The sequence below is a fragment of the Roseibium sp. FZY0029 genome, assembly GCF_036350355.1.
GTDB lineage: Bacteria > Pseudomonadota > Alphaproteobacteria > Rhizobiales > Stappiaceae > Roseibium.
On the sequence record NZ_JAZDVZ010000007.1, the window covers coordinates 256,134 to 281,636 of the forward strand.

Genomic DNA, 25,503 nt, shown 5'->3' on the forward strand with positions numbered 1-25,503 from the left:
CGCCGCTTGGAATAGGACAGGTATGCTGTCCCAATTATCACCGTGCTCAAAACGGCCCAAACAGGGCGCATGACAACGCGGCACGGACGATAGACAGGCTGACCACTGGGCGGATCCGGGGAGGATCCGTAAGGAAGCGAGACGGAACGTTTCGGCAGCGGAGGACCGCTGCGTCAATGCGGCGGTTTGCTTTGATAAACTGCCGTGGTTAATACAACAACAGAGCCGGGGCGGGAAAGCCAGGGTTCGCCGGACCGCATTCTTGATGGAATGCGACCCGAACGGAACCGGACGCTCCCTACCACGGCGCACTGGGGTTAACAGTGAGGGCGCACATGACGAAGATAGAGCTGACGACCAGCACAGCCATGCAAGCGGGGAGCGTGGACACGAAGACCACCGCAACCACAACACTTGCGGAGCGACTGAGCACGGCCGCCGACAAAGGGCTCTATAATCCGTCGCGCGAACACGACGCCTGTGGCGTGGGCTTCGTCGCTCACATGAAGGGCCAGAAATCCCACAAGATTGTCGCAGATGGCTTGCAGGTTCTTGAAAACCTCACCCACCGCGGTGCGGTTGGTGCCGACCCGCTGATGGGTGACGGTGCCGGCATGCTGGTGCAGATCCCGCACGCATTCTTTGCCGAAGAGCTGGCGAACGCAGGCACCCCGCTTCCCGAAGCCGGTGAATATGGCGTCGGCTTTATCTTCATGCCGCAGGACGATGAACTTCGCGCCAAGTGCGAAGCAATCATCGAGCGCGTGATTGAAGACGAAGGCAAGGAGCTGATCGGCTGGCGCGACGTGCCTGTCGACAATTCGTCGCTTTCCAAGGCCCCGGACATCGCCGCCACCGAACCCGTGTCCCGTCAGGTTTTCATCCGCAAGACCGGCGGCGACTCTGATTCCTTCGAACGCCGCCTTTATGTGCTGCGCAAGGTTATCTCCAACCGAGTGCGCGCCGAAACCGATGCGGTTTCCAAGGGCTTTTATATCGTTTCAATGTCCAGCCGGACCATTGTCTACAAGGGCATGTTCCTGGCCTATCAGCTCGGCGCCTATTACGCCGACCTGCAGGACGAGCGCTTCTCGTCCGCCCTCGCCCTTGTCCACCAGCGTTTCTCTACCAACACGTTCCCGTCCTGGGATCTGTCACACCCCTACCGGATGGTCGCGCACAACGGCGAGATCAACACGCTGCGCGGCAACGTCAACTGGATGGCGGCGCGTCAGGCGTCGGTGTCGTCCACGTTGCTTGGTGACGACATCTCCAAGCTCTGGCCGATCTCCTATGAAGGCCAGTCCGATACGGCCTGCTTCGACAACGCACTCGAATTCCTGGTGATGGGCGGTTATTCGCTCGCCCATGCGGCCATGATGTTGATCCCGGAAGCCTGGGCCGGCAACCCGCTGATGGACGACAACCGCCGGGCTTTCTACGAGTACCACGCGGCCATGATGGAGCCGTGGGACGGTCCGGCAGCCGTTGCCTTTACCGATGGCCGCCAGATCGGCGCGACACTGGACCGGAACGGCCTGCGTCCGGCTCGTTACATCGTTACCGACGACGATTTTGTCATCATGTCTTCCGAAGTTGGCGTCTTGCCGGTCGAAGAAGAGCGCATCGTCCAGAAATGGCGCCTGCAGCCGGGCAAGATGCTGCTGATCGACATGGACGAAGGCCGGATCGTTTCCGACGACGAAATCAAGCGCCAGCTTTCCACCGCCAACCCGTACAAGGATTGGCTGCACCGGTCGCAGATCGTTCTGGAAGACCTTCCGGGCGTGCGCCAGCGCGCGCCGGTTGCCGGTGAAAGCCTGCTCGACCGTCAGCAGGCCTTTGGCTACACGGAAGAAGACATCAAGCTTCTGATGACGCCGATGGCAACCGTCGGACAGGAAGCCATCGGCTCCATGGGCACCGACACGCCTATTTCGGCGCTCTCCGACAAGTCGAAGCTGCTTTACACCTACTTCAAGCAGAACTTCGCCCAGGTCACCAACCCGCCGATCGACCCGATCCGCGAAGAACTGGTGATGAGCCTTGTCTCCTTCATCGGTCCGCGTCCGAACATCTTCGACCTGGAAGGCATGTCGACCTCCAAGCGGCTGGAAGTGCGCCAGCCGATCCTCACCAACGAGGACCTGGAGAAGATCCGCGCCATCGGCGACATCGCCGACAACCAGTTCTCCGCCAAGACGCTGGACATCACCTACAATTCCGAAAAAGGCGCCGTCGGCATGGAAGGCGCCCTGGACGAGTTGTGCGAGCGCGCCGAAAAAGCGGTTCTGGACGGATACAACATCATCATCCTGTCAGACCGCCTGATCAGCCGGTCGCGCATCGCGATCCCGGCCCTTCTGGCAACCGCCGCCGTGCACCATCATCTCATCCGCAAGGGTCTGAGAACCTCAGTCGGCCTGGTGGTGGAAACCGGTGAAGCCCGCGAAGTGCACCATTTCTGCGTTCTGGCCGGCTATGGCGCGGAAGCGATCAACCCCTATCTGGCGTTCGAAACGCTGCTTTCCATGCACATGGAAATGGACTTCCCTGAGGAAGTCGACCAGGACGAAGTCGTCTACCGCTACATCAAGTCCATCGACAAGGGCATCCTCAAGGTCATGTCCAAGATGGGCATCTCGACCTACCAGTCCTATTGCGGCGCGCAGATTTTCGACGCTGTCGGCCTCGGTTCGGAGTTCGTGAAGAAATACTTCTTCGGAACGGCAACCATGATCGAAGGCATCGGCCTTGCCGAAGTCGCCAATGAAACCGTCTTGCGTCACGAGCAGGCCTTTGGCGATGTCGCCATCCTGCGCCGGTCGCTGGAAGTCGGCGGCGAATACGCTTACCGCACCCGCGGCGAAAGCCATATGTGGACGCCGGATTCCGTTGCCCTGCTGCAGCATGCAGTGCGCGCGAAACTTCCCGAGACCTATCGCGCCTTCGCCAAGGAAGTGAACGAGAAGAGCGGACGCTATGCGATCCGTGGCCTCTTCCGGATCAAGTCCGCGGACGAAATCGGCCGTTCGCCGATCGCGCTCGATGAAGTTGAACCGGCCGAAGCCATCGTCAAGCGCTTCGTCACCGGCGCCATGTCCTTCGGCTCGATCTCGCGCGAAGCCCATACGACGCTGGCTATCGCCATGAACCAGATCGGTGGCAAGTCGAACACGGGTGAAGGCGGCGAGGAGCCGGAGCGTTTCAATCCGCTGCCGGACGGCTCGTCCAACCCGCAGCGCTCCGCCATCAAGCAGGTTGCTTCTGGCCGCTTCGGCGTGACCACGGAATATCTGGTCAACTCGGATATGATCCAGATTAAGGTTGCCCAGGGTGCAAAGCCCGGCGAAGGCGGCCAGTTGCCGGGTCACAAGGTGGATGCGGTCATCGCGAAAGTGCGTCACTCCACGCCGGGTGTCGGCCTGATTTCGCCGCCGCCGCACCATGACATCTACTCCATCGAGGATCTGGCGCAGCTCATCTACGATCTGAAAAACGTCAATCCGGAAGCCGATATCTCGGTCAAGCTGGTGTCGGAAGTGGGCGTGGGCACGGTTGCGGCCGGCGTTGCCAAGGCACGTGCCGACCACATCACGATTTCCGGTTACGACGGCGGCACCGGCGCTTCGCCGCTGACCTCGATCAAACACGCCGGCTCTCCGTGGGAAATCGGCCTTGCCGAAACCCAGCAGACCCTGGTGCTGAACGGGCTGCGTTCGCGCATCGCCCTGCAGGTCGACGGCGGCATCCGCACCGGCCGGGACGTCATCATCGGCGCCCTTCTGGGGGCTGACGAATTCGGCTTCTCGACCGCGCCGCTGATTGCTGCAGGCTGCCTGATGATGCGCAAATGCCATCTCAACACCTGCCCGGTCGGCATTGCCACCCAGGATCCGGTCCTGCGCAAGCGCTTCAAGGGCACGCCGGAGCACGTCATCAACTACTTCTTCTTCGTCGCCGAGGAAGTCCGCGAGCTGATGGCAAACCTCGGCTTCAAGACCCTGGAAGACATGATCGGACGGTCCGACTTCCTCGACAAGGAAGCCGCCATCGATCACTGGAAGGCAAAGGGCCTTGATTTCTCCCGTATTTTCTTCCAGCCGGAAGCAAAGCCGGAAGAAACCCGCTGGACCAGCCGTCAGGATCACCCGATCCACGACATTCTGGACCGTCGCCTGATTGCAGCCGCCAAGCCGGCCCTCGACAACAAGGAGCCGACGATTATCGACGAGACGATCTGTTCCGTCGACCGCTCGGTTGGTGCCATGCTCTCCGGCGAAATCGCCAAGCGCTATGGCAACAAGGGCCTGAAGCTACCTGACACGCTCAAGATCAATCTGAAGGGCACTGCCGGCCAGGCATTCGGCGCCTTCGTCGCGCGCGGCGTCACCATCGATCTCGTCGGCGATGCCAACGACTACGTCGGCAAGGGTCTTGCCGGCGGCAAGCTGATTGTCCGTCCGCCGGAAAACACCCGGATCGTGCCGGAAAACTCCATCATCGTCGGCAACACGGTGCTCTATGGCGCCACCGAGGGCGAGTGCTACTTCCGTGGCGTTGCCGGGGAACGTTTCGCGGTTCGTAACTCCGGCGCTCTCGCTGTTGTCGAAGGCGTGGGCGACCACGGCTGTGAATACATGACCGGCGGCGTCGTCGTCGTGATCGGTCAGACCGGGCGCAACTTCGCGGCCGGCATGTCCGGCGGCATTGCCTATGTGCTCGATGAAGACGGCACGTTCGGCTCCCGCTGTAACTTGGCCATGGTCGAACTGGAACCGGTGACCGAGGAAGACGATCTTCTGGAGAAGCTGCACCACCATGGCGGCGACATCGAGCACAAGGGCCGTGTGGACCTGTCCTGCGACATGACGCGCCATGACGACGAACGCCTGCGCCAGATGTTGACGAAACATCTGGAACTGACTGGCTCAACAAAAGCCAAGGCAATCCTCGACAACTGGACCCAGTACCGGCCCAAGTTCGTCAAGGTGATGCCGGTCGAGTATCGCCGGGCCCTGCGCGAAATGGAAGAACAGCGCCTCGGCATGGTCGCCGCCGAATAATCCGGCCAAACGCACGAACAGGCTCTCGGCCGCTTGACGCGGCCGATTGCAGCCACTCTGGACAGACGCATGACATTTTGAGGAGGTCGCCTTGGGCAAGGTAACCGGTTTTATGGAAATCGATCGGCAGGAACAGAAGTATCAGCCTGCCTCTGACCGTATTCGCCATTTCCGCGAGTTCACCATTCCGCTGAACGACCAGGACGTCATGAACCAGGCGGCGCGCTGCATGGATTGCGGCATTCCGTTCTGCCATGGCCCGACGGGCTGCCCCGTCAACAACCAGATACCGGACTGGAACGATCTGGTCTATCAGGGCGACTGGGACTTCGCGCTCAAGAACCTGCATTCCACCAACAACTTCCCCGAGTTCACCGGCCGCATCTGCCCTGCCCCGTGCGAGGAAGCCTGCACGCTGAACCTGGAAGACATTCCGGTCAACATCAAGAGCGTCGAACAGGCGATTGCCGACAAGGGCTGGGAAGAAGGCTGGATCGTACCGGAGCTGCCTGCCTCCAAGACCGGCAAGGCCGTTGCCATCATCGGTTCCGGCCCCGCAGGCATGGCGGCTGCCCAGCAGCTCGCCCGTGCAGGCCACACGGTGCATGTCTATGAGCGCGAGCCGAAGGCCGGCGGCCTGCTGCGCTACGGCATTCCCGACTTCAAGATGGAAAAACACTACATCGACCGCCGCGTGAAGCAGATGGAAGCCGAAGGCGTGACGTTCCATTACGGCGTCAACGTCGGTGTCACGGTTTCCCTGGAAGAACTCGCCGAGCGTCATGACGCGGTCATCCTGTGCGCGGGCGCTGAACGTCCGCGTGATCCGGGCGTCTTCGGCATGGAACTGGAAGGCTGCCATTGGGCAATGCCGTATCTCGTCCAGCAGAACCGCCGTGTCGGCGGTGAGCCGGAAGGCGACGAGGCCCCGATCTGGGCCGGCGGCAAGCATGTCGTCGTCATCGGTGGCGGCGACACCGCATCCGACTGTGTCGGCACCGCGTTCCGTCAGGGTGCCCTGTCGGTAACCCAGCTTGATATTCGCCCGATCCCGCCGCTGAAGGAAGACAAACTGGCCATCTGGCCTTATTGGCCGACCAAGTTCCGCACGTCCTCTTCGCAGGCTGAAGGCGCAGAGCGTGAGTTTTCTGCCGCGACACTGGCACTGGTCGGTGAAGACGGCAAGGTCACCGGTGTCAAATGCGCCCGCGTCGATGAAAAGCGCCGCCCGATCGAAGGCACCGAGTTCATCCTGCGTGCCGACCTCGTTCTGGCCGCCATCGGCTTTTCCGGCCCTCTGCTCGAAACCTACATTGCCGAAGCCGGCGAGAAGCTGGAGCTGGATGGCCGCACCAACGTCAAGGCCAACACCGACGATTACAAGACCAGCCTGGACAAGGTGTTTGCTGCCGGTGACGTGCGCAAGGGCCAGTCCCTCGTGGTCTGGGCGATCCGTGAAGGCCGCCAGGCTGCCCGCGCCGTCGATGAGTTCCTGACCGGTTCCACCGACCTGCCGCGGTAAGCTCTTTCCGCTGAGAATGAAAAAACCCCGCGGACAAACGTCTGCGGGGTTTTTTGTTTGTTCCGTACCTGATTGTGTCTCAGGGCAATCCCGGACGCAATGTCACCGAGACGCGGCCTTGCGCGTCCTGACTGGAGGCAGCGCTCAATCGATCACTCAGAGCGCTACCTGCAGGCGGCGTTTGGTCCTCGACAGCAGAAACAGGTGCGGACTTCACCACCACAGGCACGCGCGGATCGTCCACACGCCCCTGCATCGGTGGCAAAGGCTCTCCCTTGACGAAGAAGCGGTAGGTTCTGCTAGCCGGATCGATCGCCTCATCGTCCTCGCCGCCCAGAAGCAATGCCTCCGGCGAGGTGGTGCGTCCGGTCAGGACGATGAAATTGGGATCATCCTCCACGCCTTCGAAGGCAAGTCCGCCATAGCCCCCCAGAAGACGGGAGAGTTCCCGCTCAACGAAGAACGCGACTTTCCGGTAGCCGGCCCAGGTGAAATCGATCTTGTCGTTGGTGCGCAGCCGCGTGTTCTTGCCGTCGACATCCGGGCCGTAGGAGGAATAACTGCCGTCTTCGGCCAGAAAGATATCCCAGATATCCACATATCGAACGCGCCTGTCTTCCGACGCACTCTGGAAAATCGAGTTGAGCTGGGTGAAATCGGCATTCACCAATTCATCGCCTGTGGGCGGCAGTCCGGCCCAGACAAGCGGCTTCTTTTCCTGCCGCACCACGCGCACCAGCGCGTCGACCTTCTTGCGATAGCTGTCCAGCCATTCCGCTGTCATGAACTCCACGGGCGGGTCGCCGGGGAAGGCTTCACCAAGGTCCTGCCGGCCGATCATCACCACAACGGCCTGCACATCCGCGCCGCGAATTCTGGAGACCACCTGCGTTGCCCAGTCAGGCGATCCTTCGCCAACGAAGCCCTTCTTGTCCTCGGTGATCGCCTCGACACGGATCTGAGGTTTTTGCGCGAGCGTGTATTTCAGCCCGTCGGCAACACCACGCGCCATCCGGTCTCCAACCACCAGGATCAGACCGGCATTGGGGTCCTTCTCCAAAACGTCGAATTTGGGTGGAGCACCGGCGGGTCGGGAAACCCTCGGTTTTTTCTGTGTCTTTTGCGGCTTGGTGACACGTTTTTCGGCGCCGCCGCCAAACAGTCGCTGAAGCGGTGCAAAAGGGTTGAAGCCCCGGAAAGGTCCGTTCTGCGCAACCACGATCTCGCCGCGCGGTGCGTCCTGCGCGGCCGATATCCCGGCGGAGCAGAAAACCAGCACAAGCCCAAGAGCAACGGCAAAGCGGAGCGAGGCGGCGGGCCCGCCCTTACCTACGTTTTGCCGTTTCCCAATTCTCACGCTGCGCTCCTGCTGCGGCTGAACTGCCCCCAGTTTAGCCGTCCAGCTTCAACCGTGCCAGCAAAACAACGGATGCATAGCCGTCGGGAACCATTCCGCGGGACCGCTGATAGGCACGGATCCCCTTGCGGGTTGCAGGTCCGATCCGCCCATCCGCAGTGCCTACGGAAAATCCGCGCTGGTTCAAAAGCGCCTGCAGTTCGGCGGTTTCGGAGCGATTGAGCGGAAGATGTTCACGCGACCAGTCGCCCTCGATCGGGCCGCCGCCGATGATCCGGTCTGCAAGATGCCCAACGGCAAGCGCATAGGCTGTCGCGTTGTTGTAGCGCTTGATCACGTAGAAGTTCTTCAGCATCAGGAACGCCGGACCGCTTGCACCAGCCGGCAGAACCAGGATGGCATTGTCGGAAGGACGCGGAAAATCCTTGCCGTTCGACCGGCGGATTCCGTATTTGGTCCATTCGCCAAGTGTCAGGGTCTTGTCACCGTCGGCCAGGTGATAGTCAAACCCGGATGGCAAAGCCACCTCGTACCCCCAGGTCTTGCCTGTCTGCCAGCCATGCTTTTGCAAGTAGGCTGCGGTAGAGGCTAGCGCATCGGGAATGGAGGTCCAGATGTCCCTGCGCCCGTCCCCGTCATAATCGGCAGCATAGGCCTTCCAGCTCGACGGCATGAACTGGGTGTGCCCCATGGCACCGGCCCAGGAGCCTTCCATGTCCTGGAAGCGCACATGACCTGCCTGGACGATCCCCAGGGCGGTCACGAGTTCCTTTTCCCAGAAGCTTTTCCGGCGCGGCGCCGCATAGGCCAGCGTCGCCAGGGCTTGGATCACGTTGTGGCGCCCCATGAAGCCGCCGTAGTTCGTTTCCATGCCCCAGATTGCCAGCACGGCTTCACGATCGACACCGTAGCGGTTCTCGATGACCGCCAGCACCTGGCTGTATTCCTTCAGCATCTCGCGGCCCTTCTCGACCCGCGTATCTGAAACGGCGCTGTCGAGGTAATCCCAGATCGGTTTCACGAACTCGGATTGCTTGCTCATCAGCCGCAAGGTGTCTTCGTCCGGCTGCATGCCGGTAAACACCGCGTTATAGGTCTGGGATGAAATGCCTGCAGCCCTGGCCGTCGGCCAGAATCCGGAAACGAACCGGCTGAAACCCTGATCGGCCTGCGCCGGCAGCGAAACGGCCAGCAGAGTGCCCGTCGCCGCAGCTGTCACAAGCAGCCGGCGCCCAAGGGTTCTCAGTCGTCCTGAAAGAGGCAGTATTGTTTTCACGTTCGCAGTCAGCTGCGCAAGGTTCAGCATCAGGGCCTCCTCGATGCCCAGGTCCGTAAGTTTCTGCCCCCGCCCCATGAATGATGTGAATTTGGTTACCGTGACGTTAATGCCGGAATCTAAAGCCAGCTTCAACAGCGTTTTCGGAATAGTCGTTTCCCTGCTGCGAGCTGTCGAAACGACGATGGGTGTAATCCGCTGTTACCGCGATGTTTTTGGTAACCGCGAAGGTCAGACCGCCGAAACCGGTCATTGTCCGCTCCTCGATCGAAACACCTTCATACGTCCGGTAACTGTAGCCGACACCAGCCTCGCCGACCAGGCGGTCGCTGAAGGCGTGGGCAAGGCGCAGGTCGCCGGAATAGATGATCGAACCGCTGGCGCCATCGATATCGGTTGCCTCGAAAGAGGTTCCAAGCCCGCCCGTGACAGTCGTCAGGCGGCTCGGCGACCAGACCAGCGAAGCCTCCGCAATCAGACCTGACAGATTTTCCAGCCGGTCGTCCTCGATGTCCTCGATGCGCCACCCCGCACCCAGCTCACCGGTGAGCTTGGGACCGGACGCAATGGTGACACCACCCAGGACCTGGTACCCGTTGGCGTTTCGTTTTTCGCACAGGGCATCGCTGCAGGTGTCGTCATACCGCCGCAGGAGCAATGAACCTTCCACGAAGGGCGAAAACACGCTGCCGGTATTGCCGTCCAGCCGCAGGCTGGCGGAATAAAGCGTATTGTTCCGCCCCGATTCCGAACCGCTTTCCGATGTATAGAAGTTCCGGTCGACGCCAAGCGAAGCGGTTGCCGCAACGATGCCGATTGCGCGCGTGCCGCTGACACTGCCCGACAATTCGTGATCATAGTCGGTTCCGGCCGCGGATTCCGCGCTGCCATCGTCTTCCTGGCTGAGCGAATAGGACACTGTGGTGGTGACCTGTGTTGCTTCGCTGATATCGAGCCTCAGGTTCGTGGCCGCAAAGACGGTCGCTTCATTGTCGTCGCTCTCTCCGGGATAACCGGTAAAGGAGCCCCTGAGGGACGTATCCAACTGGTGCCGGGACCAATTCGAGGTCAGGGAAACATCGGGAGAAATCCGGTAGAACTTGCCAGCCGAGCCGTTTGCCGACTGCGATCTGTTGTCGGTCCAGCCTGTCGAGAGGGTCAACTGAGGGGTCAGGGTAAAGGCTCCAAGCCGAATGCCCTGCACGGCATCGAAAGTGGTGTCGCCTCCGAACACGCTGTCATCGATGCCGCTGTCGGAAAGCGGAACGGCCCTGTCGACCGCTGTTATCCTGTCGGCAAAGGGCCTGACAGGCGTCGCTCTGCCGTTGGTTCCAAGGCCGCTCGATCCGGTTTCCGCCGTGGCTGAGTTCAGCGTTGAGCGCAGGGAAAAGACATTGGCCTGCGTCGGATTACGGTCCGCCGCCTGCGCTGCCTGATCGGAAGGGTCGACTGATTCTTGCGCTCCGCCCGGGTCGTCCGATCCCCGCAAATCGTCAAGCGTCGTCTGCGCAGCCGCGGAAACGGCCTGCAGAACGGCAAGAAAAGTGATCAGGGGCAGAAAGCTGCGCATGAAATTCGGGACCAGTCGACTTGGTATGTCGGGTCCAACCTGACGAAGGATGGTTAATCCTTCGTTTCTTTTTCGCAAATTGGAAGGTTACACAAAGTTACATAAAGTCACCTGATCTAATGCATTTAATAGATCACGGGTCCTTGATCCCCGTCAGCGACTGGCATAGAGACTAGGCAGTCTTCAAAGAAAAAGAAATATATTCATGACCACCGTGCTGCGTGACCCGGTTTCCGAAGAAAATTCTGACATGACGTCCCTGTGCCTCGTCTCCGCAGAGCGGACCCTTGAAACGGAAATTGCCGGCCTGAGCGCCGTTCGCGCAGCTCTGAAGAACGGACTTGCCGTTCCGTTCCAGAAGACCTTCGAGCTCATTCAGAAAAGCAAGGGGCGCGTTGTCATCACCGGCATCGGCAAGAGCGGTCATATCGGCACCAAGATCGCCGCCAGCCTGGCGTCGACCGGAACGCCGTCCTTCTTCGTCCATGCCAGTGAAGCCAGCCACGGCGACCTTGGCATGATCACGGAGGGCGATGTCGTGATCGCGCTCTCCTGGTCGGGTGAAACGCAGGAACTTGCAGGCATCGTCAGCTACACCCGCCGCTTCAAGGTGCCCCTGGTCGCGATTACCTCGCGCAAGGACAGCACCCTCGGCCGCGCTGCCGATATCGTCATGAACCTTCCGGCCGTCACCGAAGCTTGCCCGCATGGCCTGGCACCGACGACATCCGCCCTCATCCAGCTGGCGATCGGCGATGCCCTTGCCGTGGCGCTTCTGGAAGGGCGCGGCTTCACCGCGCAGGATTTCCGCGTCTTCCACCCGGGCGGCCGCCTTGGCGCCAGCCTGAAAACGGCCAAAGATATCATGCACACCGGCGAACGCATGCCGCTGGTGTCCGCGAACACCCCGATGAGCGAAGGCATCGTCCTGATGACCCAGCGCGGTTTCGGTGTGCTGGGCGTCGTCGACGAACTGAAACAGCTGATCGGCATCATCACCGATGGTGACTTGCGCCGCCACGTTTCCTCCAATCTCCTGGCGAAATCGGCCGGCGAGATCATGACCCGCGCACCGAAAACGGTCTCGACCGACACGCTGTCGGCCTCGATCCTAGAACTGGCCAACAGCCTGTCGATCACATCCGTGTTCGTGATCGAGGACGGCCGCCCGGTCGGCATCGTCCATCTGCACGATCTTCTTCGGATCGGCGCTGCCTGAGCAGCATCCGAGACGGCAATACTGCCGCATCAGGCCGAAAAAGATTGTTTTCGGGCCTGCGAGTGGCATGCCATTAGGATTTGATTAGCCATAGACCTCTTACACTGCCCCGAAGTTTCATCGGCTTGACGCCGCAGACCTTGGTGCGTGTACAGAATGGATCTGGCGACATTAATCGGCATTGTGGGTGCCTTCGGCATCGTTACGACCGCTATTTTTCTTGGTGGCAGTTTCGGTCAGTTCATTGACGTGCCGTCGGTCCTCATCGTGGTCGGTGGCGGTCTCGCCGCCACACTGATCCGCTTCCAGCTTTCCGACATCGCCGCCGCATTCGTCACGGGCTTCAAGGTTGCGCTTGCGGGCAAGAACGCCAACCCGCGCGACCTCATTACCGAAATCAGCAACCTGGGTGAAATCGTCCGCAAATCCGGCCCGCTCGGTCTGGAGAACGTGGACGTCTCGGACCCGGTGCTGGCCAAGGGCGTGCAATACATCGCGGATGGCTATGAGCTGGAGTTCATCCGGGAATCGATGGAGCGCGAGCGCGACCTGCAGCTTTCCCGCCTGTCGGAAGGCAAACGTGTCTTCAAGGCGCTCGGCGATTCAGCCCCGGCGTTCGGCATGATCGGGACGCTGGTCGGTCTGGTGCAGATGCTTGCCAACATGGACGACCCGGCCGCAATCGGCCCCTCCATGGCCGTCGCCCTTCTGACGACCCTTTACGGCGCGCTGATCTCCAACATCCTCTGTCTGCCCCTGGTGGACAAGCTGGACGCGAAATTCGATGTCGACGATCTCAACCAGACACTGATCATCGACGGTGTATGCCAGATCCGTGAATCCAAGAGCCCGGCCTTGATCAAGGAAATGCTGATCGCATATCTGCCGGACAAATTGCGCGCCGAACTGGCAGACGCGGCCTAAAGCAGTCCGGGGTCCCGATGCCCCCGGGCAGAGCGTTCGCCAACCCTGGAAGCGATTGGTAAGGGCTCAATCGCAATCGATCGTACCAAGTCTGATCCGGAACTGACAAAAGAGCGACAACAGCGCGATGGCAAAGAAACAGAAACCTCAAGGCGGCGGCGGTGCACCGGACTGGCTGGTGACCTTTGCCGACCTGATGTCCCTGCTCGTGTGCTTCTTCGTTCTGATCATTTCCTTTTCCATTCAGGACAAGGAAAAGCTTCAGGTTGTCGCCGGGTCCATGCGCGAAGCCTTCGGCGTGAAAGATACCTCCCGAAAGACCGGCATCATCGAGGTCGAGGGCATTCCGATCCGCGATTACATGAAGGATATCAGCCAGGTCGAACAGGAAATGGACTCCGATTTCTCCCAGGTGCGCCATGAACAAAGGCGCAAACAGGGTCCGGAAGCCAACACGCACGACACGCTGGAAGCAGATATCGAAAAGCCGCGGCAATTCGCGACGGCCGCCGCCTCGCTGCGTCAGGCCTGGCAGGAAATGCCGGAAATCACCGAGATTTCCAGCAACATCATTCTGGAAGAAACCGAAGATGGCCTGAACATCATGCTCGTCGATCAGGACGGGCGCTCGATGTTCCGGGAAGGCTCGAAATATCCTTACGAAACGACCCGCCGCCTGATCGCCAAGATGGCACCGGTGCTGTCACAGATGCCCAATCGCATCGAAATCACCGGTCACACGACCGCCGGTCGCCAGTCGATTGACCCGAGTTATACCGGCTGGGAATTGTCCAGCGAACGCGCCAACATCGCCCGGCAGATCCTGTCCGAATACGGTGTGCCGGACAATCAGTTCTACTCTGTGGTCGGCAAGGCCGACACGGAACCCCTGTTTCCCAACGACCCCTATCTTGCGGCAAACCGCAGGATCGGCATTCTGCTCAAGGCTGAAGAACCGCCGCTGCCCGCGGGGCACAAACTTTAGCCCCACGACACAGGCAACACCGTCGCGGAAAGAACGCGCTTGCCAAGATAGCAAGTGTGATCTAGCTGACCTTGGAGACAACCAGCCGCGCACCATCGATTGCATCGACACGCACCTTCGTGCCCGCAGGCAGATCGGGTCCGGTGATACGCCAGATGGTGTCATCGATGGAAAGGTTGCCGGCGCCCTCTCTCAGCGGAGCGGCAAGGGTGAATTCCCGGCCGACATAACGGCTGCCGCGCTGGTTTAAGCCCGGATCTCCCTTCTCCGACGCAAGTTTCAGCATCAGACGGCGTCCGATCAGCAGGCTGACGAGTGACAGCACGAGGAACAGCCCGACATCCACCTGCCAGGCGAAGTCGAACAACAGAGCTACGACGCCGACGACCAGCGCCGACAGGCCGAACCACAGGAAGATCGTGCCGGGCGCGAGTATTTCCAGCCCCAGCAGCAAGAGCCCCAGAACGAACCAGCTCCAGGGCCCCAGGGCCGCGATCGTACTTTCAATCAGGCTCACCGGTTCTCCTCTCCCTGATCACTGCTTGTATTGGGAATGCGCGCGGACGACCGTTTGGAAGATCCGTCTTCACCGAACGCTTCCTTGGCAATGGCGCCGATACCGCTCAAGGCCCCCAGCAGCGAGGTCGCTTCCATCGGGAGAATGAGTGTCTTCTGATTGCGCGAGGTTGCCAGTTCCTTGAACGCTTCAACGTATTTGTTGGCAACGAAATAATTGATGGCCTGGACGTCACCGGAGGCGATGGCCGCACTCACCAGCTGCGTTGCCTTGGCTTCCGCTTCCGCCTCGCGTTCGCGGGCTTCCGCATCGCGGAAAGCGGATTCACGGCGGCCTTCGGCCTCCAGGATAAGCGACTGTTTCTGGCCTTCCGCTTTCAGGATTTCCGACTGACGCTTGCCTTCGGCCTCGAGGATGTAAGCGCGTTTCTCGCGTTCCGCCTTCATCTGCCGGGCCATGGCATCCACCAGATCGCGCGGCGGATTGATGTCCTTGATTTCGATACGGGTGATCTTGATGCCCCAGGGCTCTGCCGCTGCATCGACGACGCGCAGGATCTGGGCGTTGATTTCGTCGCGGTTGGACAGAAGGTTATCGAGATCCATCGACCCCATGACCGAGCGGATGTTGGTCATGGTCAGGTTTAAAATGGCGTTTTGAAGGCCAAGCACCTCGTAGGCAGCACGAGCAGCATCAAGCACCTGGTAGAAGGTGACCCCGTCAGCGCTCACCGTCGCATTGTCGCGGGTGATCACTTCCTGCGTCGGAACGTCCAGCACCTGCTCCATCATGTTGAGCTTGTGGCCGATCCTGTCGATGAACGGGATGATGAAGTTCAGACCCGGCGTCAGCGTCTTCCGGTACTTGCCAAAACGTTCGACCGTATAATTGTAGCCCTGCGGCACCGTCTTGACGCCGGCGAAAAAGACCAGAATGACCAGCACGACAAGGCCGATCAGGAAAATGTCAAATCCCGCGATTGGCATATACGTCTCCCGTAATTTTCCAAAAAAGCGCTGTCACTATGCGACGAACTTCAAGGCGTTGCCAGAGCATTTGCAGCCTTGAACCCATGCGCACGCACAGACGCCGCCCCGCTCCAGCGAACACCTAAGGCGTTCGCGGAACAGTCACATGACTTATGGGCAGGGCTGCGGAAATTTACGAGTTTTTTCCACTGGCAAGGTTAAACGCCTGTGGATGGGCGGCGGGTCAGATCCAGCCGCCGAGTTCGCGCCGAACAATGTGGGCCAGCACGTCCATGCCAAGATCGCTGTCGTTCAGACAGGGGATGTGGCTGAAATGCTCGCCGCCGCTTTCTTCGAAGATCTCCCCGGCTTCACCGGCAATTTCTTCGAGCGTTTCAAGGCAATCGGCGACAAAGCCCGGGTTCATCACCGCAACGTTTTTGACGCCGTCCTTGGCCAATTGCTCGACGGTCTTGTCCGTGTAGGGCTGCAGCCATTCTTCCGGTCCGAACCTGGATTGGAACGTGACCCGAAGTTTCTCTGCATCCCAGCCGAGAACTTCGCGCATCAGTCGCGTCGTCTTCATGCAATGGCAGTGATAGGGATCGCCGCGTTTGAAATAGGACTGCGGAATGCCGTGGTAGGAAGTCAGCACCACATCCGGCTTGAAATCGAGGCTTTCAAGATGCCGCTCTACTGATTTTGCGAGAGCGGTCACATAGACCGGGTCGTCATGATAGGGCGGCACGGTACGGATCGCAGGCTGCCAGCGCATCTTCAACAGCGTCTGGCAGACAACGTCATTGACCGTCGCCGTGGTGGTTGCCGAATACTGAGGGTAAAGCGGGAAGATCAGGATCCTGTCGCAGCCTTCGTCCTTCAGCGCCTTCAGCCGGTCCGGAATTGACGGCTGGCCGTAGCGCATCGCCCAATCGATTTTCAGCCGTCCGTCCGAATCCCCCATCATCTCGGCCAGCTTGTCCGACTGGCTGCGCGTGATCGTGCGCAGGGGCGACTCGTCCTTTTCCTTGTTCCAGATTTCTTCGTAGGCCTTGCCGGATTTGCCCGGCCGGGTCATCAGAACAATGCCATAGAGGATCGGATACCAGATTGCCCGCGGCCATTCGATGACGCGTTTGTCCGACAGGAATTCGCGCAGGTACCGGCGCATCGGCCAATAATCCGTGCCATCCGGTGTGCCCAGGTTGACCAGAAGCACGCCGACCTTGCCGCTCTTGACCGAAGGGTGGTCTTTCGGCAGGGCAAGTTTTCTGAATGCGGCTTCTTGGTCGGCTGCGATCGGCGCGGTCGGTTGAACGGTCATCTGCGGGATAAGTCCTAAAACGGTCTGTCTGTCTGACGCCATACATAGGCCAAGCAGGGGGCTGGGCCAATGCGGCATTTGTCATACGCAGAGCCGCGGTTGCAGATCACCGGAAAGTCTGATGGAAAATCAACAGGCAAAGACCTCCCAGAGAAGGCCCGCCAAGCCCGTCTCGAAGAATGGCAACTTGGTCCGATGTATGCCGCCCGCCCTTCGAGACAGCGCAAGCGCGCTTCCTCAGAACGGGACTGAAATTTGCATCAACTCCGGAGGCACGTCTGTGCGTTGCTCCAAGCCTCAGCCATATTCCCGTTCATCGGCAATCACCTTGCCGTCATTCGGCAACGCTCCCGGAGCAACCGTCAGAACATCTCCCTTGAGATGGGTCACCTCGCGCAATGTTTCCGCGACCCGTTCCGGCAAGCCATTGCCGGCAGCTTCGGTTTCCACTGTCAGGGTCATGGCGTCGGCCTCGCCAACGCGGCTGACGGCAAGACGGGCCTTGCTGATTTCCGGATGCGCCGCGACGATTTGCGCGATCTGTGCCGGGTCAACGAACATGCCCTTGACCTTTGTGCGCTGGTCCGCCCGCCCCATCCAGCCCGCAAGCCGCATGTTGGTGCGCCCGCACGGCGATTGTCCAGGGATGATCTTGGAGAGATCGCCGGTGGCAAAGCGGATCATCGGATAGAGGCTGTTGAAGTTGGTGACCACCAGTTCGCCTACCTCGCCATCTGCGACTGGCTCGCCGGTTCCAGGCCGCACGATCTCGACGATGTAATCCTCGTTGACGACCATGCCTTCCTTCGCTTCCGTCTCATAGGCGATGACGCCAAGATCCGCGGTCGCATAGCATTGGCCGACACGGATGCCACCAGCCTCGTATTCCTCACGCAAGGACGGGAACAGCGCCCCACCCGAGACCAGGGCCTTCTTGATGGAGGAAACATCCCGGCCCTGGTCCCGGCCACGATCGAGGAGAATCTTCAGATAGTCTGGCGTGCCAACGAAACCGGACGGTTTGAGCACCTCGATCGCTTCGACCTGACTGTCCGTATTGCCAACACCGGCGGGAAACACCGTGCATCCGAGCGCAATCGCGCCCTGGTCCAGAATGAAACCACCGGGCGTCAGGTGATAGGAAAAGGCATTGAGAACCACATCGCCCTTGCGGAATCCAGCCGCGAACAGACTACGGGCTCCGTTCCACGGGTCGAGCCCGGGCGCTTGCGGCTCCCAGATCGGCCCCGGCGACATGAAGACCCGGGCCGCGCCCGACAGCTCACCTGCCAGAAAGCCACCAAAGGGCGGCTGCGCCCGCTGCTTTTCCAGAAGCTCCGACTTGCGCAGAACCGGCAGACCGGCAAGCGCAGCCCGGTCGGTAACGGCAGCAAGTTCACACCCGTCCAGATGCGCGGCCCACCCGGCGGATTTACCGGTGGCATGGGCCAGAAGGTCCGGCAATCGGGCAAAAAGATCCCGTTCGCGCAGAGCGGCGTCTTGCCGCTCGCGCGCGTCAAACTGAATGTCGCTCATGGTCGTCTCCGCCTGTTTCGGCCCTGTGTCTGAAACCCCGTCAGGCCAGCCAGCGCTTCCTTCGCTTGTAATGTTTGACATTCCGGAACGAGCGGCGGCCTTCGCCGCCAACGCCCAGATAGAATTCCTTGACGTCCTCGTTCTCCCGCAATGCCTTGGCATCGCCGTCGAGCACAATGCGGCCGGATTCCAGGATGTAGCCGTAGGTCGCGTATTTCAGCGCCACGTTGGTATTCTGTTCGGCAAGCAGGAAGGATACGCCTTCCTTGTCGTTGAGCTGGCGAACGATCTCGAAGATTTCCTCCACGAGCTGGGGTGCCAGCCCCATGCTCGGCTCATCCAGCAGGATCATCTTCGGCCGGCTCATCAGGGCGCGGCCGATGGCGCACATCTGCTGTTCGCCGCCGGAAGTGTACCCGGCCTGGCTGCCACGCCGCTCGCGCAGACGCGGAAAATAATTGTAGACCATCTCAAGGTCCGCCTTCACGGCGCTATACCCGTCCTTGCGGGTGTAGGCGCCCGTCAGCAAATTCTCTTCAATGGACAGATGGCCGAAACAATGCCGCCCTTCCATCACCTGGATGCATCCCCGTCGAACCAGATCGTTGGGCGACAGAGCCTGAACTTCTTCACCCTCGAACACGATCTTGCCTTTGGTCACTTCGCCGCGTTCGGCACCCAGCAGGTTCGAAATCGCTTTCAGCGTGGTCGTCTTGCCTGCGCCGTTCGCGCCGAGCAGCGCCACGATCCCGCCCTTGGGGATCGTCAGCGAAACACCCTTCAGCACCAGGATCACGTGGTCGTAGATGACCTCGATATTGTTGACCGACAGGATTGTCCCGGCAGCGTCCCGGGCGCCCTGCGAACCGGGCTGTTCTACATCCAGCAATGCCATTCCCTCTTCTCCCTGGAAGCTCCGCCGCACGTTGATGCGGCGCGGCGGAGCGGACTGCCTATCAGTTCGGGCAGGGTTCGGTGCGCGCCGGCCACGGCGCGTTCTTTTCTGCATATTCCGCAGCGGCTGCTTCCAGCAGCGGACGGACCACATCGGTCATCGGCTCGATCCAGTCGGAAGCCTGACGCCACTTCTTGCCGTCCCACTCCTGGATGAACACCGGATGGCTGCCAGCATGGTCTTCGCAGGTCACTTTCATCGGATGGGCAAAGCCCTTCAGACCGAGCTCAGCCAGACGGGCTTCGTCCAGGTTGAGAGCTTCCAGACCAAGACGCATGTCTTCGCCCGTGATGACCTTCTTGCCGGTCAGTTCCTGCGCGGTGCGAATACCCTCCGCGATGATGACCGAGTTCAGGACGCCGCGGTTGTAAAGCGTGCTGCCGATGGTGCTTGCATCCGTGGAGGACTTGCCGGCATCGACGACATGTTTCTTGATGTCGTCGAGAGCCGGGAAATCGGCACCGACACCGGAGAAGTTCAGAGCCTTGTAGCCCTTCGCGCCTTCGCCACCAGCAGAAGCATCGTCGTCACCCGCGGACCACCACACACCGATGAACTTGTCCATCGGGAAGCGGATCTTGACGGCTTCCTTGACGGCCGTCGGGTTCATCGCCCCCCAGCCCCACATGACCATGTAGTCCGGACGATCGCGGCGAACGTTGAGCCACTGTGAAGACTGGTTCTGCATTTCCGCACCCGGAACCGGATACTGCAGCAGCTCGAAGCCGTATTTTTCAGCAAGCTGTTCCAGAAGCGGCAGGGGCTCACGGCCATAACCGGCGTCGAGGAAGATGTAACCGATCTTCTTGCCCTTGAGATTTTCAAGGCCACCTTCCTGCTCACCGATGTACTTGATGACCACGGAAGCCCCGTCCCAATAGGTGTCCGGCACGTTGAAGATCCAAGGGAACGTGGAGCCGACAGCGGCGGCCGAGAGGCCATAGCCCATTGAAAGAACCGGGATCTTGTCAACACCCGCCTTTGGAATCAGCTGCAGCGTGATGCCGGTGGAATACGGGTTATAGACCAGCGCGCCCTTGCCTTTCGTGGCTTCGTAGCACTCGACGCCCTTCTGGGCGTTGTAACCGGTTTCACACTCTTCCAGCGCCAGTTTGACGCCACCGATGCCGCCGTCGCGCTCGTTCAGCATCTGCAGATAGTCATGCATGCCGTTGGCGATGTGGATGCCGGAGCCGGCGTAAGGCCCGGTCCGGTACGTCAGAAGCGGCACATAGTTGGCATCTTCTGCCTGGACCGCGGTCGTCATGGCGCCGGAAAAACCGACCCCAAGCGCAACAGCGGTTCCCAGCGCGAATTGCTTAATGCTTTTCATATTCTCCTCCCACGCGGCATCGAAAGGAATACCGCCGGACCGGTTACGCCATTCCTCACCGGATCGGTCCATGTCCGGATGGCGGGCGAAAAGGCTGGCAGTCCCTAGTAAGGGAACGGCCAGACCCTGAGCTTCTGCTTCGCGATCTGCCAGAGCCGCGCAAAGCCGTGCGGTTCGACGATCAGGAAGAAAATGATGAGCGCACCGACGATCATGAAGGTCGCGTGTTCCACTGTTTCCGCGGCCAGGTCGAAGCCGAGGAGGCCCGGTACGAATTTCAGAACGACCGGCAGGATCCAGATGAAGGCAGCCCCCATGAAGGCCCCGCCGAGACTGCCGAGACCGCCCAGGATGACCATGAACAGCACCTGGAAGGACAGCCGGATGGAATAGGACGACGGCTCGGCCGCATTCAGCCAGAAAAACACCATCATCGCACCGGCAACACCGCAGATATAGGACGACACGGCAAAGGCCATCAGCTTGGTCTGCAGCGGACGGATGCCCATCAGTTCGGCTGCAATGTCCATGTCCCGGATCATCATCCACGACCGGCCGATGCGGCCGCGCAGGACGTTCGCCATCAGGAACGCGATCAGAACCGTGATCCCGAGAACGATGAAGTAACGCGCAAGCGGCGTTGCCTCGGCCCCTGTGGCGATGATGCCGAAGACTTCGCGGCGCGGCACTTCGATTGCGCCAGAGGCGTTGTAGTTGTAGAGCCACGGAATGCGGATGAAGCACCATTCCAGGAAGAACTGGGCCGCAAGCGTCGTGACCGCCAGATAAAGTCCCTTGATGCGCAGGCTCGGAAGACCGAAGACCGCGCCGATGGCAGCCGAGAACACCCCGGACAGAAGCACCATCACGATGACATTGGCATCGGGAAAGATCGACGTCAGCTTGTAGGCGGCATAAGCACCAACGCCCATGAACGCCCCGGTTCCAAGCGACAGCTGCCCGCAGAAGCCGGTCAGGATATTCAACCCGATTGCCGCCAGGGAGAACACCAGGAACGGGATCATGATGGATGTCAGGAAGAAGTCATTGGCAAGGGCCGGAATGACGGCAAATGCGGTGATGAGAATAACGGCCAGGCCGACGCGGTCCTGGAGGATCGGGAACAGCGCCTGATCCGCCTTGTAACTCGTCTTGAATTGGCCAGCTTCGCGATAAAACATGGGTCAGAAATCCCTAGATCCGCTCGATGATACGTTCGCCGAAGAGGCCCTGTGGCCGGAACAGAAGGAAGATCAGGGCGATGATGTAGGCGAGCCAGGATTCGATCCCGCCACCGACAAGACCGCCCCAGTAGAGTTCGCCGATCTTCTCGCCGAAGCCGATGATCAGACCACCGACGATGGCGCCCGGGATCGACGTGAAGCCGCCGAGGATCAGCACCGGCAAGGCCTTGAACGCAACGATTTCCAGCGCGAAGGACACGTCGGAGCGCGCCCCCCACATGATGCCTGTCGCCAGCGCGACGAGGCCGGCTGCGAACCAGACGATAGCCCAGATCTGGTTGAGAGAGATGCCGACGGAAAGCGCGGCCTGGTGGTCATCCGCCACGGCCCGCAGGGCGCGGCCGATCCGCGTCTTGTTGAAGAAGAGGCCGAGCGCCGTCACCATCACCACCGCGATCACGGCTGCGGCAATGTCGATGTGCTGCAGGATGACGAGACCCCGATCGCCGAATTCGAAGGCCGTTGACCCTGTCGGCAGCCCCAGTTGTTCGGTGATCATCTGCTTCGGTTCGCCGCCGAAGACGAATTCGCCAAAACCGACGAGGAAGTATGTGAGGCCGATAGTGGCCATCAGGAGGATGATTTCCGGCTGGTTCACCAGAGGCCGCATGACCACCCGTTCAACGCCATAGGCCAGAACCCCCATCACCCCGATGGTCAGGATCAGCGCCAGATAGGCGGGCACACCGTTTTCGTTGAGGCCGACCAGTGTCAGGCCTGCGAACACCACCATGATGCCCTGGGCGAAGTTGAACACCCCGGACGCCTTGAAGATCAGTACGAAACCGAGCGCGATCAGCGCATAGAGAATTCCGGCGACAAAACCTTCCCACAGGACCTGCAGGAAGAAATCCGGCATCTGGTACATCTGTACGAAGGGATCGATGAAAATATCGTAGAGCATGGTTCGTCCCTCCTAGTGGCTCACACCGAGATAAGCGTCGATAACGGCCTGACTGGCCTGCACTTCTTCCGGTGGCCCGTCGGCGATCTTCTTGCCGTAGTCGAGCACGACCACCCGGTCGGAGAGATCCATGACAACACCCATGTCGTGTTCGATGAGGGCGATTGTCGTGCCGAATTCCTGGTTCACGTCGATGATGAACCGGCTCATGTCTTCTTTTTCTTCCAGGTTCATGCCGGCCATCGGTTCGTCGAGCAGCAACAGGTCCGGTTCCATCGCCAGCGCGCGACCGAGTTCGACCCGCTTCTGCAGGCCGTAGGGCAGCCGCCCGACCGGCGTCTTGCGGATCGCCTGAATTTCCAGAAAGTCGATGATGTCCTCGACCTTGCGCCGATGTTCGATTTCCTCGCGCTCCGCTGGCCCGCGCCACAGAAGCTGCCAGAAGAAGTTCCTGTGCATCCTCAGGGATCTACCGGACATGATGTTGTCCAGCGTGGTCATGCCCTTGAACAGCGCCACGTTCTGGAAGGTCCGGGCGATACCCTGGCTGGCGGCCTCGTAAGGCTTCATCTTGCGGCGAACCTGCCCCTGCCAGGTGATCGTGCCTTCCTGCGGGTGATAGAATCCGTTGATGACGTTCAGCATCGACGTCTTGCCGGCTCCGTTGGGACCGATGATCGCGCGGATTTCACCCTTCTGGATGTCGAACGAAATGTCGGTGATCGCCTTCACCCCGCCGAAGGACAGCGAGACGTTATCGACCCGCAAAAGCACCTCGCGCTCCGCCGCCTCCTTTGCGTCTGCCGGCGGCAGCGTCTTTTCGGTAACAAAGGCGTTCATTCGGCGGCCTCCTGTACGCCGGCTCCGGCGTCATGGGTGGTCATGTCGCGGATTTCGACAGTGGCTTCGATGGTTCCCTTGCGGCCATCTTCGTAGGTCACTTCCGTGCGCACATGCTTGGAGGTGGATCCATCGTAAAGCGCGTCGATCAGCGGGCCGTAGCGTTCTGCGATGAAACTGCGGCGAACCTTCTGCGTCCGGGTCAGTTCGCCATCATCCGCATCCAGCTCCTTGTGCAGGATCAGGAACCGTTTGATCTGAGCACCTGCCATCATCGGCTCGCGGGCGAGATCCCGGTTCACCTGATCGACATGGCTTTCGATCATGCCGTAGACATCTGGGTGCGCGGCAAGTTCCTGATAGGACGCATAATTGACGTTGTTGCGTTCCGCCCAGGAGCCGACTGCCGTCAGATCGATGTTGATGAAGACCGCCACCATGTCCTTCTCGTGACCGAAAGCCACCGCTTCCTTGATGTTCGGGAAGAACTTCAGCTTGTTCTCGATGTATTTCGGTGCGAACAGCGCGCCGTCGTTGAGTTTGCCGACATCCTTGGCGCGGTCGATGATCTTCAGGTGGCCGTTATCGGCGATAATGCCCGCATCGCCCGTGTGCACCCAGCCGTCCGGCGTCTTCGTGCTGGCGGTGGCTTCGTCATTCTTGAAATAACCGACGAAAACACCCGGCGAGCGGTACATCACCTCGCCGCTTTCGGCGATCTTCAGCTCCACATCGGGGGCAGGTTTGCCAACCGTATCGCCAAAGATCTCGCCATCCGGCTGCAGCGTGATGTAAACGCTGGCCTCGGTCTGGCCGTAGAGCTGCTTGAGGTTAAGCCCGAGCGAGCGGAAGAACTGGAAGATCTCCGGCCCGATGGCTTCCCCGGCCGTGTACCCGACCTTCATGCGGGTGAGGCCCATACGGTTCTTGAGCGGTCCATACACGCAGAACTCGCCGAGGGCGTAGAGCGCCCGGTCCTTCAGGCCGACCTTCTCACCGTTCAGGATCTTCTCACCCACCTTCCGGGCGACATCCATGAAATAGTCGAACATTGCGCGCTTGGTTTTGCCGGCATCTTCCATGCGCACCATGATCCGGGTCAGCATGTTCTCGAATACGCGCGGCGGCGCGAAGAAGTAGGTCGGCGCGATTTCAAGCCGGTCCACGTCGATCGTGTCCATGCTTTCCGGGCAGTTGACGCAATAGGCCGCCGTGAAGGCCTGCGCCAGAGAGAACACATGGTCGCCGATCCAGGCCATCGGCAGATAGGCGAGCACTTCCTCGGTCTCGTCCAGATGGTCGAACTTGTTGCCGTTGCGCGCTGAAATAATGAGATTGTCGAAGGACAGCATCACGCCCTTCGGCCGGCCGGTGGTACCGGAGGTGTAGAGCATCACCGCAATGTCGGACCCCTTGGCCTCGCTGAACCCGGCCTCCCAGTCGGCCGCCAGCGACGGTTTGGCCGAGAGCAGTTCGCGGCCCTTGTCCTGAACCGAAGCATAACTGTGCAGGTGGGTGTGATCGTAGTCCCGCAGGCCGCGCACCTCGTCATAGATGATCTGGCTGAGCGACTTAACTTCGTCTGCCATCGACAGCAGCTTGTCGACCTGCTCCTGATCCTCGACCACCGCGAAGGTGACTTCGGCATGCCCGAGCACGAAGGCCATTTCCTCGGCAACGCTGTCCGAATAGACAGGCACCGGAACGGCGCCGAGTGCCTGTGCGGCCACCATTGCCCAATAAAGCCTTGGGCGGTTGGCGCCAACGATGGCGATCTTGTCTCCGGTCTTCAGACCCAGAGATTGCAAACCGATGGAGAATGCGCGGATTTCTTCACACACCTCGGACCAGGTCCAGCTTTGCCAGATCCCGAAATCCTTTTCCCGGAACGCCGTCCGGACACCGAAGACTTGCGCATTGCGCATGAGAATCTTCGGAAAGGTGTCCTCCCCGCGCGATGAAG

General features: G+C 60.4%; 18 protein-coding genes. 5 read left to right on the forward strand and 13 right to left on the reverse strand.

Annotation, left to right across the window (positions count from 1 at the left end; all coding sequences use genetic code 11):
• The first annotated feature begins 335 nt into the window (after window positions 1-335).
• Window positions 336-5,066, forward strand: a complete 4,731-nt coding sequence (gltB, locus tag V1T76_RS20805) for a glutamate synthase large subunit (RefSeq protein WP_442970155.1) — start codon at window positions 336-338, stop codon at window positions 5,064-5,066.
• 91 nt (window positions 5,067-5,157) lie between these two features.
• A complete protein-coding gene (locus V1T76_RS20810) occupies window positions 5,158-6,588 on the forward strand; it encodes a glutamate synthase subunit beta (RefSeq protein ID WP_330562591.1) in 1,431 nt (476 codons plus the stop codon).
• 79 nt (window positions 6,589-6,667) lie between these two features.
• Here V1T76_RS20810 and V1T76_RS20815 read toward each other — a convergent pair whose 3' ends face one another.
• The 3 genes from V1T76_RS20815 to V1T76_RS20825 all read right to left on the reverse strand — a co-directional run bounded on the left by V1T76_RS20815 (window position 6,668) and on the right by V1T76_RS20825 (window position 10,791).
• On the reverse strand, window positions 6,668-7,945 hold the full coding sequence (locus V1T76_RS20815) for an SGNH/GDSL hydrolase family protein (RefSeq protein ID WP_330562592.1): 1,278 nt from the start codon (window positions 7,943-7,945) through the stop codon (window positions 6,668-6,670).
• A gap of 34 nt (window positions 7,946-7,979) precedes the next feature.
• Window positions 7,980-9,251 (reverse strand): lytic murein transglycosylase, encoded by a 1,272-nt coding sequence (locus tag V1T76_RS20820; RefSeq protein WP_330562593.1) that lies wholly within the window; start codon window positions 9,249-9,251, stop codon window positions 7,980-7,982.
• 76 nt (window positions 9,252-9,327) lie between these two features.
• Complete coding sequence (locus V1T76_RS20825) at window positions 9,328-10,791, reverse strand: outer membrane beta-barrel protein (RefSeq protein ID WP_330562594.1); 1,464 nt, start codon at window positions 10,789-10,791, stop codon at window positions 9,328-9,330.
• Between the two features lie 205 nt (window positions 10,792-10,996).
• Here V1T76_RS20825 and V1T76_RS20830 point away from each other — a divergent pair, with 205 nt between their 5' ends.
• The 3 genes from V1T76_RS20830 (at window position 10,997) to V1T76_RS20840 (ending at window position 13,919) form a co-directional block, all read left to right on the forward strand.
• Window positions 10,997-12,010, forward strand: coding sequence for a KpsF/GutQ family sugar-phosphate isomerase (locus V1T76_RS20830; RefSeq protein WP_330562595.1), 1,014 nt, complete (start codon window positions 10,997-10,999; stop codon window positions 12,008-12,010).
• Window positions 12,011-12,166: 156 nt separating this feature from the next.
• Complete coding sequence (locus V1T76_RS20835) at window positions 12,167-12,934, forward strand: motility protein A (RefSeq protein ID WP_006932237.1); 768 nt, start codon at window positions 12,167-12,169, stop codon at window positions 12,932-12,934.
• Between the two features lie 127 nt (window positions 12,935-13,061).
• Window positions 13,062-13,919 (forward strand): flagellar motor protein MotB, encoded by an 858-nt coding sequence (locus V1T76_RS20840; protein WP_330562596.1) that lies wholly within the window; start codon window positions 13,062-13,064, stop codon window positions 13,917-13,919.
• A gap of 61 nt (window positions 13,920-13,980) precedes the next feature.
• Here the strand turns inward: V1T76_RS20840 and V1T76_RS20845 are convergent, their stop codons facing one another.
• The 10 genes from V1T76_RS20845 to V1T76_RS20890 form a co-directional block, all read right to left on the reverse strand.
• Window positions 13,981-14,436 carry an NfeD family protein gene (locus V1T76_RS20845; protein ID WP_330562597.1) on the reverse strand — a complete coding sequence of 152 codons (456 nt, stop codon included), beginning with the start codon at window positions 14,434-14,436 and terminating at the stop codon, window positions 13,981-13,983.
• Entirely contained in the window at window positions 14,433-15,416 is a 984-nt protein-coding gene (locus V1T76_RS20850; protein ID WP_442970157.1) for an SPFH domain-containing protein, read from the reverse strand. The genes V1T76_RS20845 and V1T76_RS20850 overlap by 4 nt, the downstream gene beginning before the upstream one ends.
• 232 nt (window positions 15,417-15,648) lie before the next feature.
• Window positions 15,649-16,728: a ferrochelatase gene (hemH, locus tag V1T76_RS20855; RefSeq protein WP_330562599.1), complete on the reverse strand. Its 1,080-nt coding sequence runs from the start codon at window positions 16,726-16,728 to the stop codon at window positions 15,649-15,651.
• Between the two features lie 297 nt (window positions 16,729-17,025).
• Window positions 17,026-18,264, reverse strand: coding sequence for a phenylacetate--CoA ligase family protein (locus tag V1T76_RS20860; protein ID WP_330562600.1), 1,239 nt, complete (start codon window positions 18,262-18,264; stop codon window positions 17,026-17,028).
• Window positions 18,265-18,304: 40 nt separating this feature from the next.
• Window positions 18,305-19,159 carry an ABC transporter ATP-binding protein gene (locus V1T76_RS20865; protein ID WP_330562601.1) on the reverse strand — a complete coding sequence of 285 codons (855 nt, stop codon included), beginning with the start codon at window positions 19,157-19,159 and terminating at the stop codon, window positions 18,305-18,307.
• A 61-nt stretch (window positions 19,160-19,220) separates the two neighbouring features.
• Window positions 19,221-20,552, reverse strand: coding sequence for an ABC transporter substrate-binding protein (locus tag V1T76_RS20870; protein ID WP_330562602.1), 1,332 nt, complete (start codon window positions 20,550-20,552; stop codon window positions 19,221-19,223).
• 104 nt (window positions 20,553-20,656) lie between these two features.
• Window positions 20,657-21,733: a branched-chain amino acid ABC transporter permease gene (locus V1T76_RS20875; protein WP_330562603.1), complete on the reverse strand. Its 1,077-nt coding sequence runs from the start codon at window positions 21,731-21,733 to the stop codon at window positions 20,657-20,659.
• Window positions 21,734-21,746: 13 nt separating this feature from the next.
• Window positions 21,747-22,700, reverse strand: a complete 954-nt coding sequence (locus tag V1T76_RS20880; protein ID WP_330562604.1) for a branched-chain amino acid ABC transporter permease — start codon at window positions 22,698-22,700, stop codon at window positions 21,747-21,749.
• A 12-nt stretch (window positions 22,701-22,712) separates the two neighbouring features.
• Window positions 22,713-23,540: an ABC transporter ATP-binding protein gene (locus tag V1T76_RS20885; RefSeq protein WP_330562605.1), complete on the reverse strand. Its 828-nt coding sequence runs from the start codon at window positions 23,538-23,540 to the stop codon at window positions 22,713-22,715.
• Window positions 23,537-25,465: an AMP-binding protein gene (locus V1T76_RS20890; RefSeq protein WP_330562607.1), complete on the reverse strand. Its 1,929-nt coding sequence runs from the start codon at window positions 25,463-25,465 to the stop codon at window positions 23,537-23,539. Before V1T76_RS20890 ends, V1T76_RS20885 begins: the two co-directional genes overlap by 4 nt.
• Between the last annotated feature and the right edge of the window lie 38 nt (window positions 25,466-25,503).

Excerpts from the sequence above, each read along its gene's own strand:
- gltB (WP_442970155.1), top strand. The coding sequence starts at position 336 with ATGACGAAGATAGAGCTGACGACCAGCACAGCCATGCAAGCGGGGAGC.
- V1T76_RS20820 (WP_330562593.1), bottom strand. The coding sequence starts at position 9,251 with ATGCTGAACCTTGCGCAGCTGACTGCGAACGTGAAAACAATACTGCCT.
- V1T76_RS20825 (WP_330562594.1), bottom strand. The coding sequence starts at position 10,791 with ATGCGCAGCTTTCTGCCCCTGATCACTTTTCTTGCCGTTCTGCAGGCC.
- V1T76_RS20830 (WP_330562595.1), top strand. The coding sequence starts at position 10,997 with ATGACCACCGTGCTGCGTGACCCGGTTTCCGAAGAAAATTCTGACATG.
- V1T76_RS20835 (WP_006932237.1), top strand. The coding sequence starts at position 12,167 with ATGGATCTGGCGACATTAATCGGCATTGTGGGTGCCTTCGGCATCGTT.
- V1T76_RS20840 (WP_330562596.1), top strand. The coding sequence starts at position 13,062 with ATGGCAAAGAAACAGAAACCTCAAGGCGGCGGCGGTGCACCGGACTGG.
- hemH (WP_330562599.1), bottom strand. The coding sequence starts at position 16,728 with ATGACCGTTCAACCGACCGCGCCGATCGCAGCCGACCAAGAAGCCGCA.
- V1T76_RS20860 (WP_330562600.1), bottom strand. The coding sequence starts at position 18,264 with ATGAGCGACATTCAGTTTGACGCGCGCGAGCGGCAAGACGCCGCTCTG.
- V1T76_RS20865 (WP_330562601.1), bottom strand. The coding sequence starts at position 19,159 with ATGGCATTGCTGGATGTAGAACAGCCCGGTTCGCAGGGCGCCCGGGAC.
- V1T76_RS20870 (WP_330562602.1), bottom strand. The coding sequence starts at position 20,552 with ATGAAAAGCATTAAGCAATTCGCGCTGGGAACCGCTGTTGCGCTTGGG.
- V1T76_RS20875 (WP_330562603.1), bottom strand. The coding sequence starts at position 21,733 with ATGTTTTATCGCGAAGCTGGCCAATTCAAGACGAGTTACAAGGCGGAT.
- V1T76_RS20880 (WP_330562604.1), bottom strand. The coding sequence starts at position 22,700 with ATGCTCTACGATATTTTCATCGATCCCTTCGTACAGATGTACCAGATG.
- V1T76_RS20885 (WP_330562605.1), bottom strand. The coding sequence starts at position 23,540 with ATGAACGCCTTTGTTACCGAAAAGACGCTGCCGCCGGCAGACGCAAAG.
- V1T76_RS20890 (WP_330562607.1), bottom strand. The coding sequence starts at position 25,465 with ATGCGCAATGCGCAAGTCTTCGGTGTCCGGACGGCGTTCCGGGAAAAG.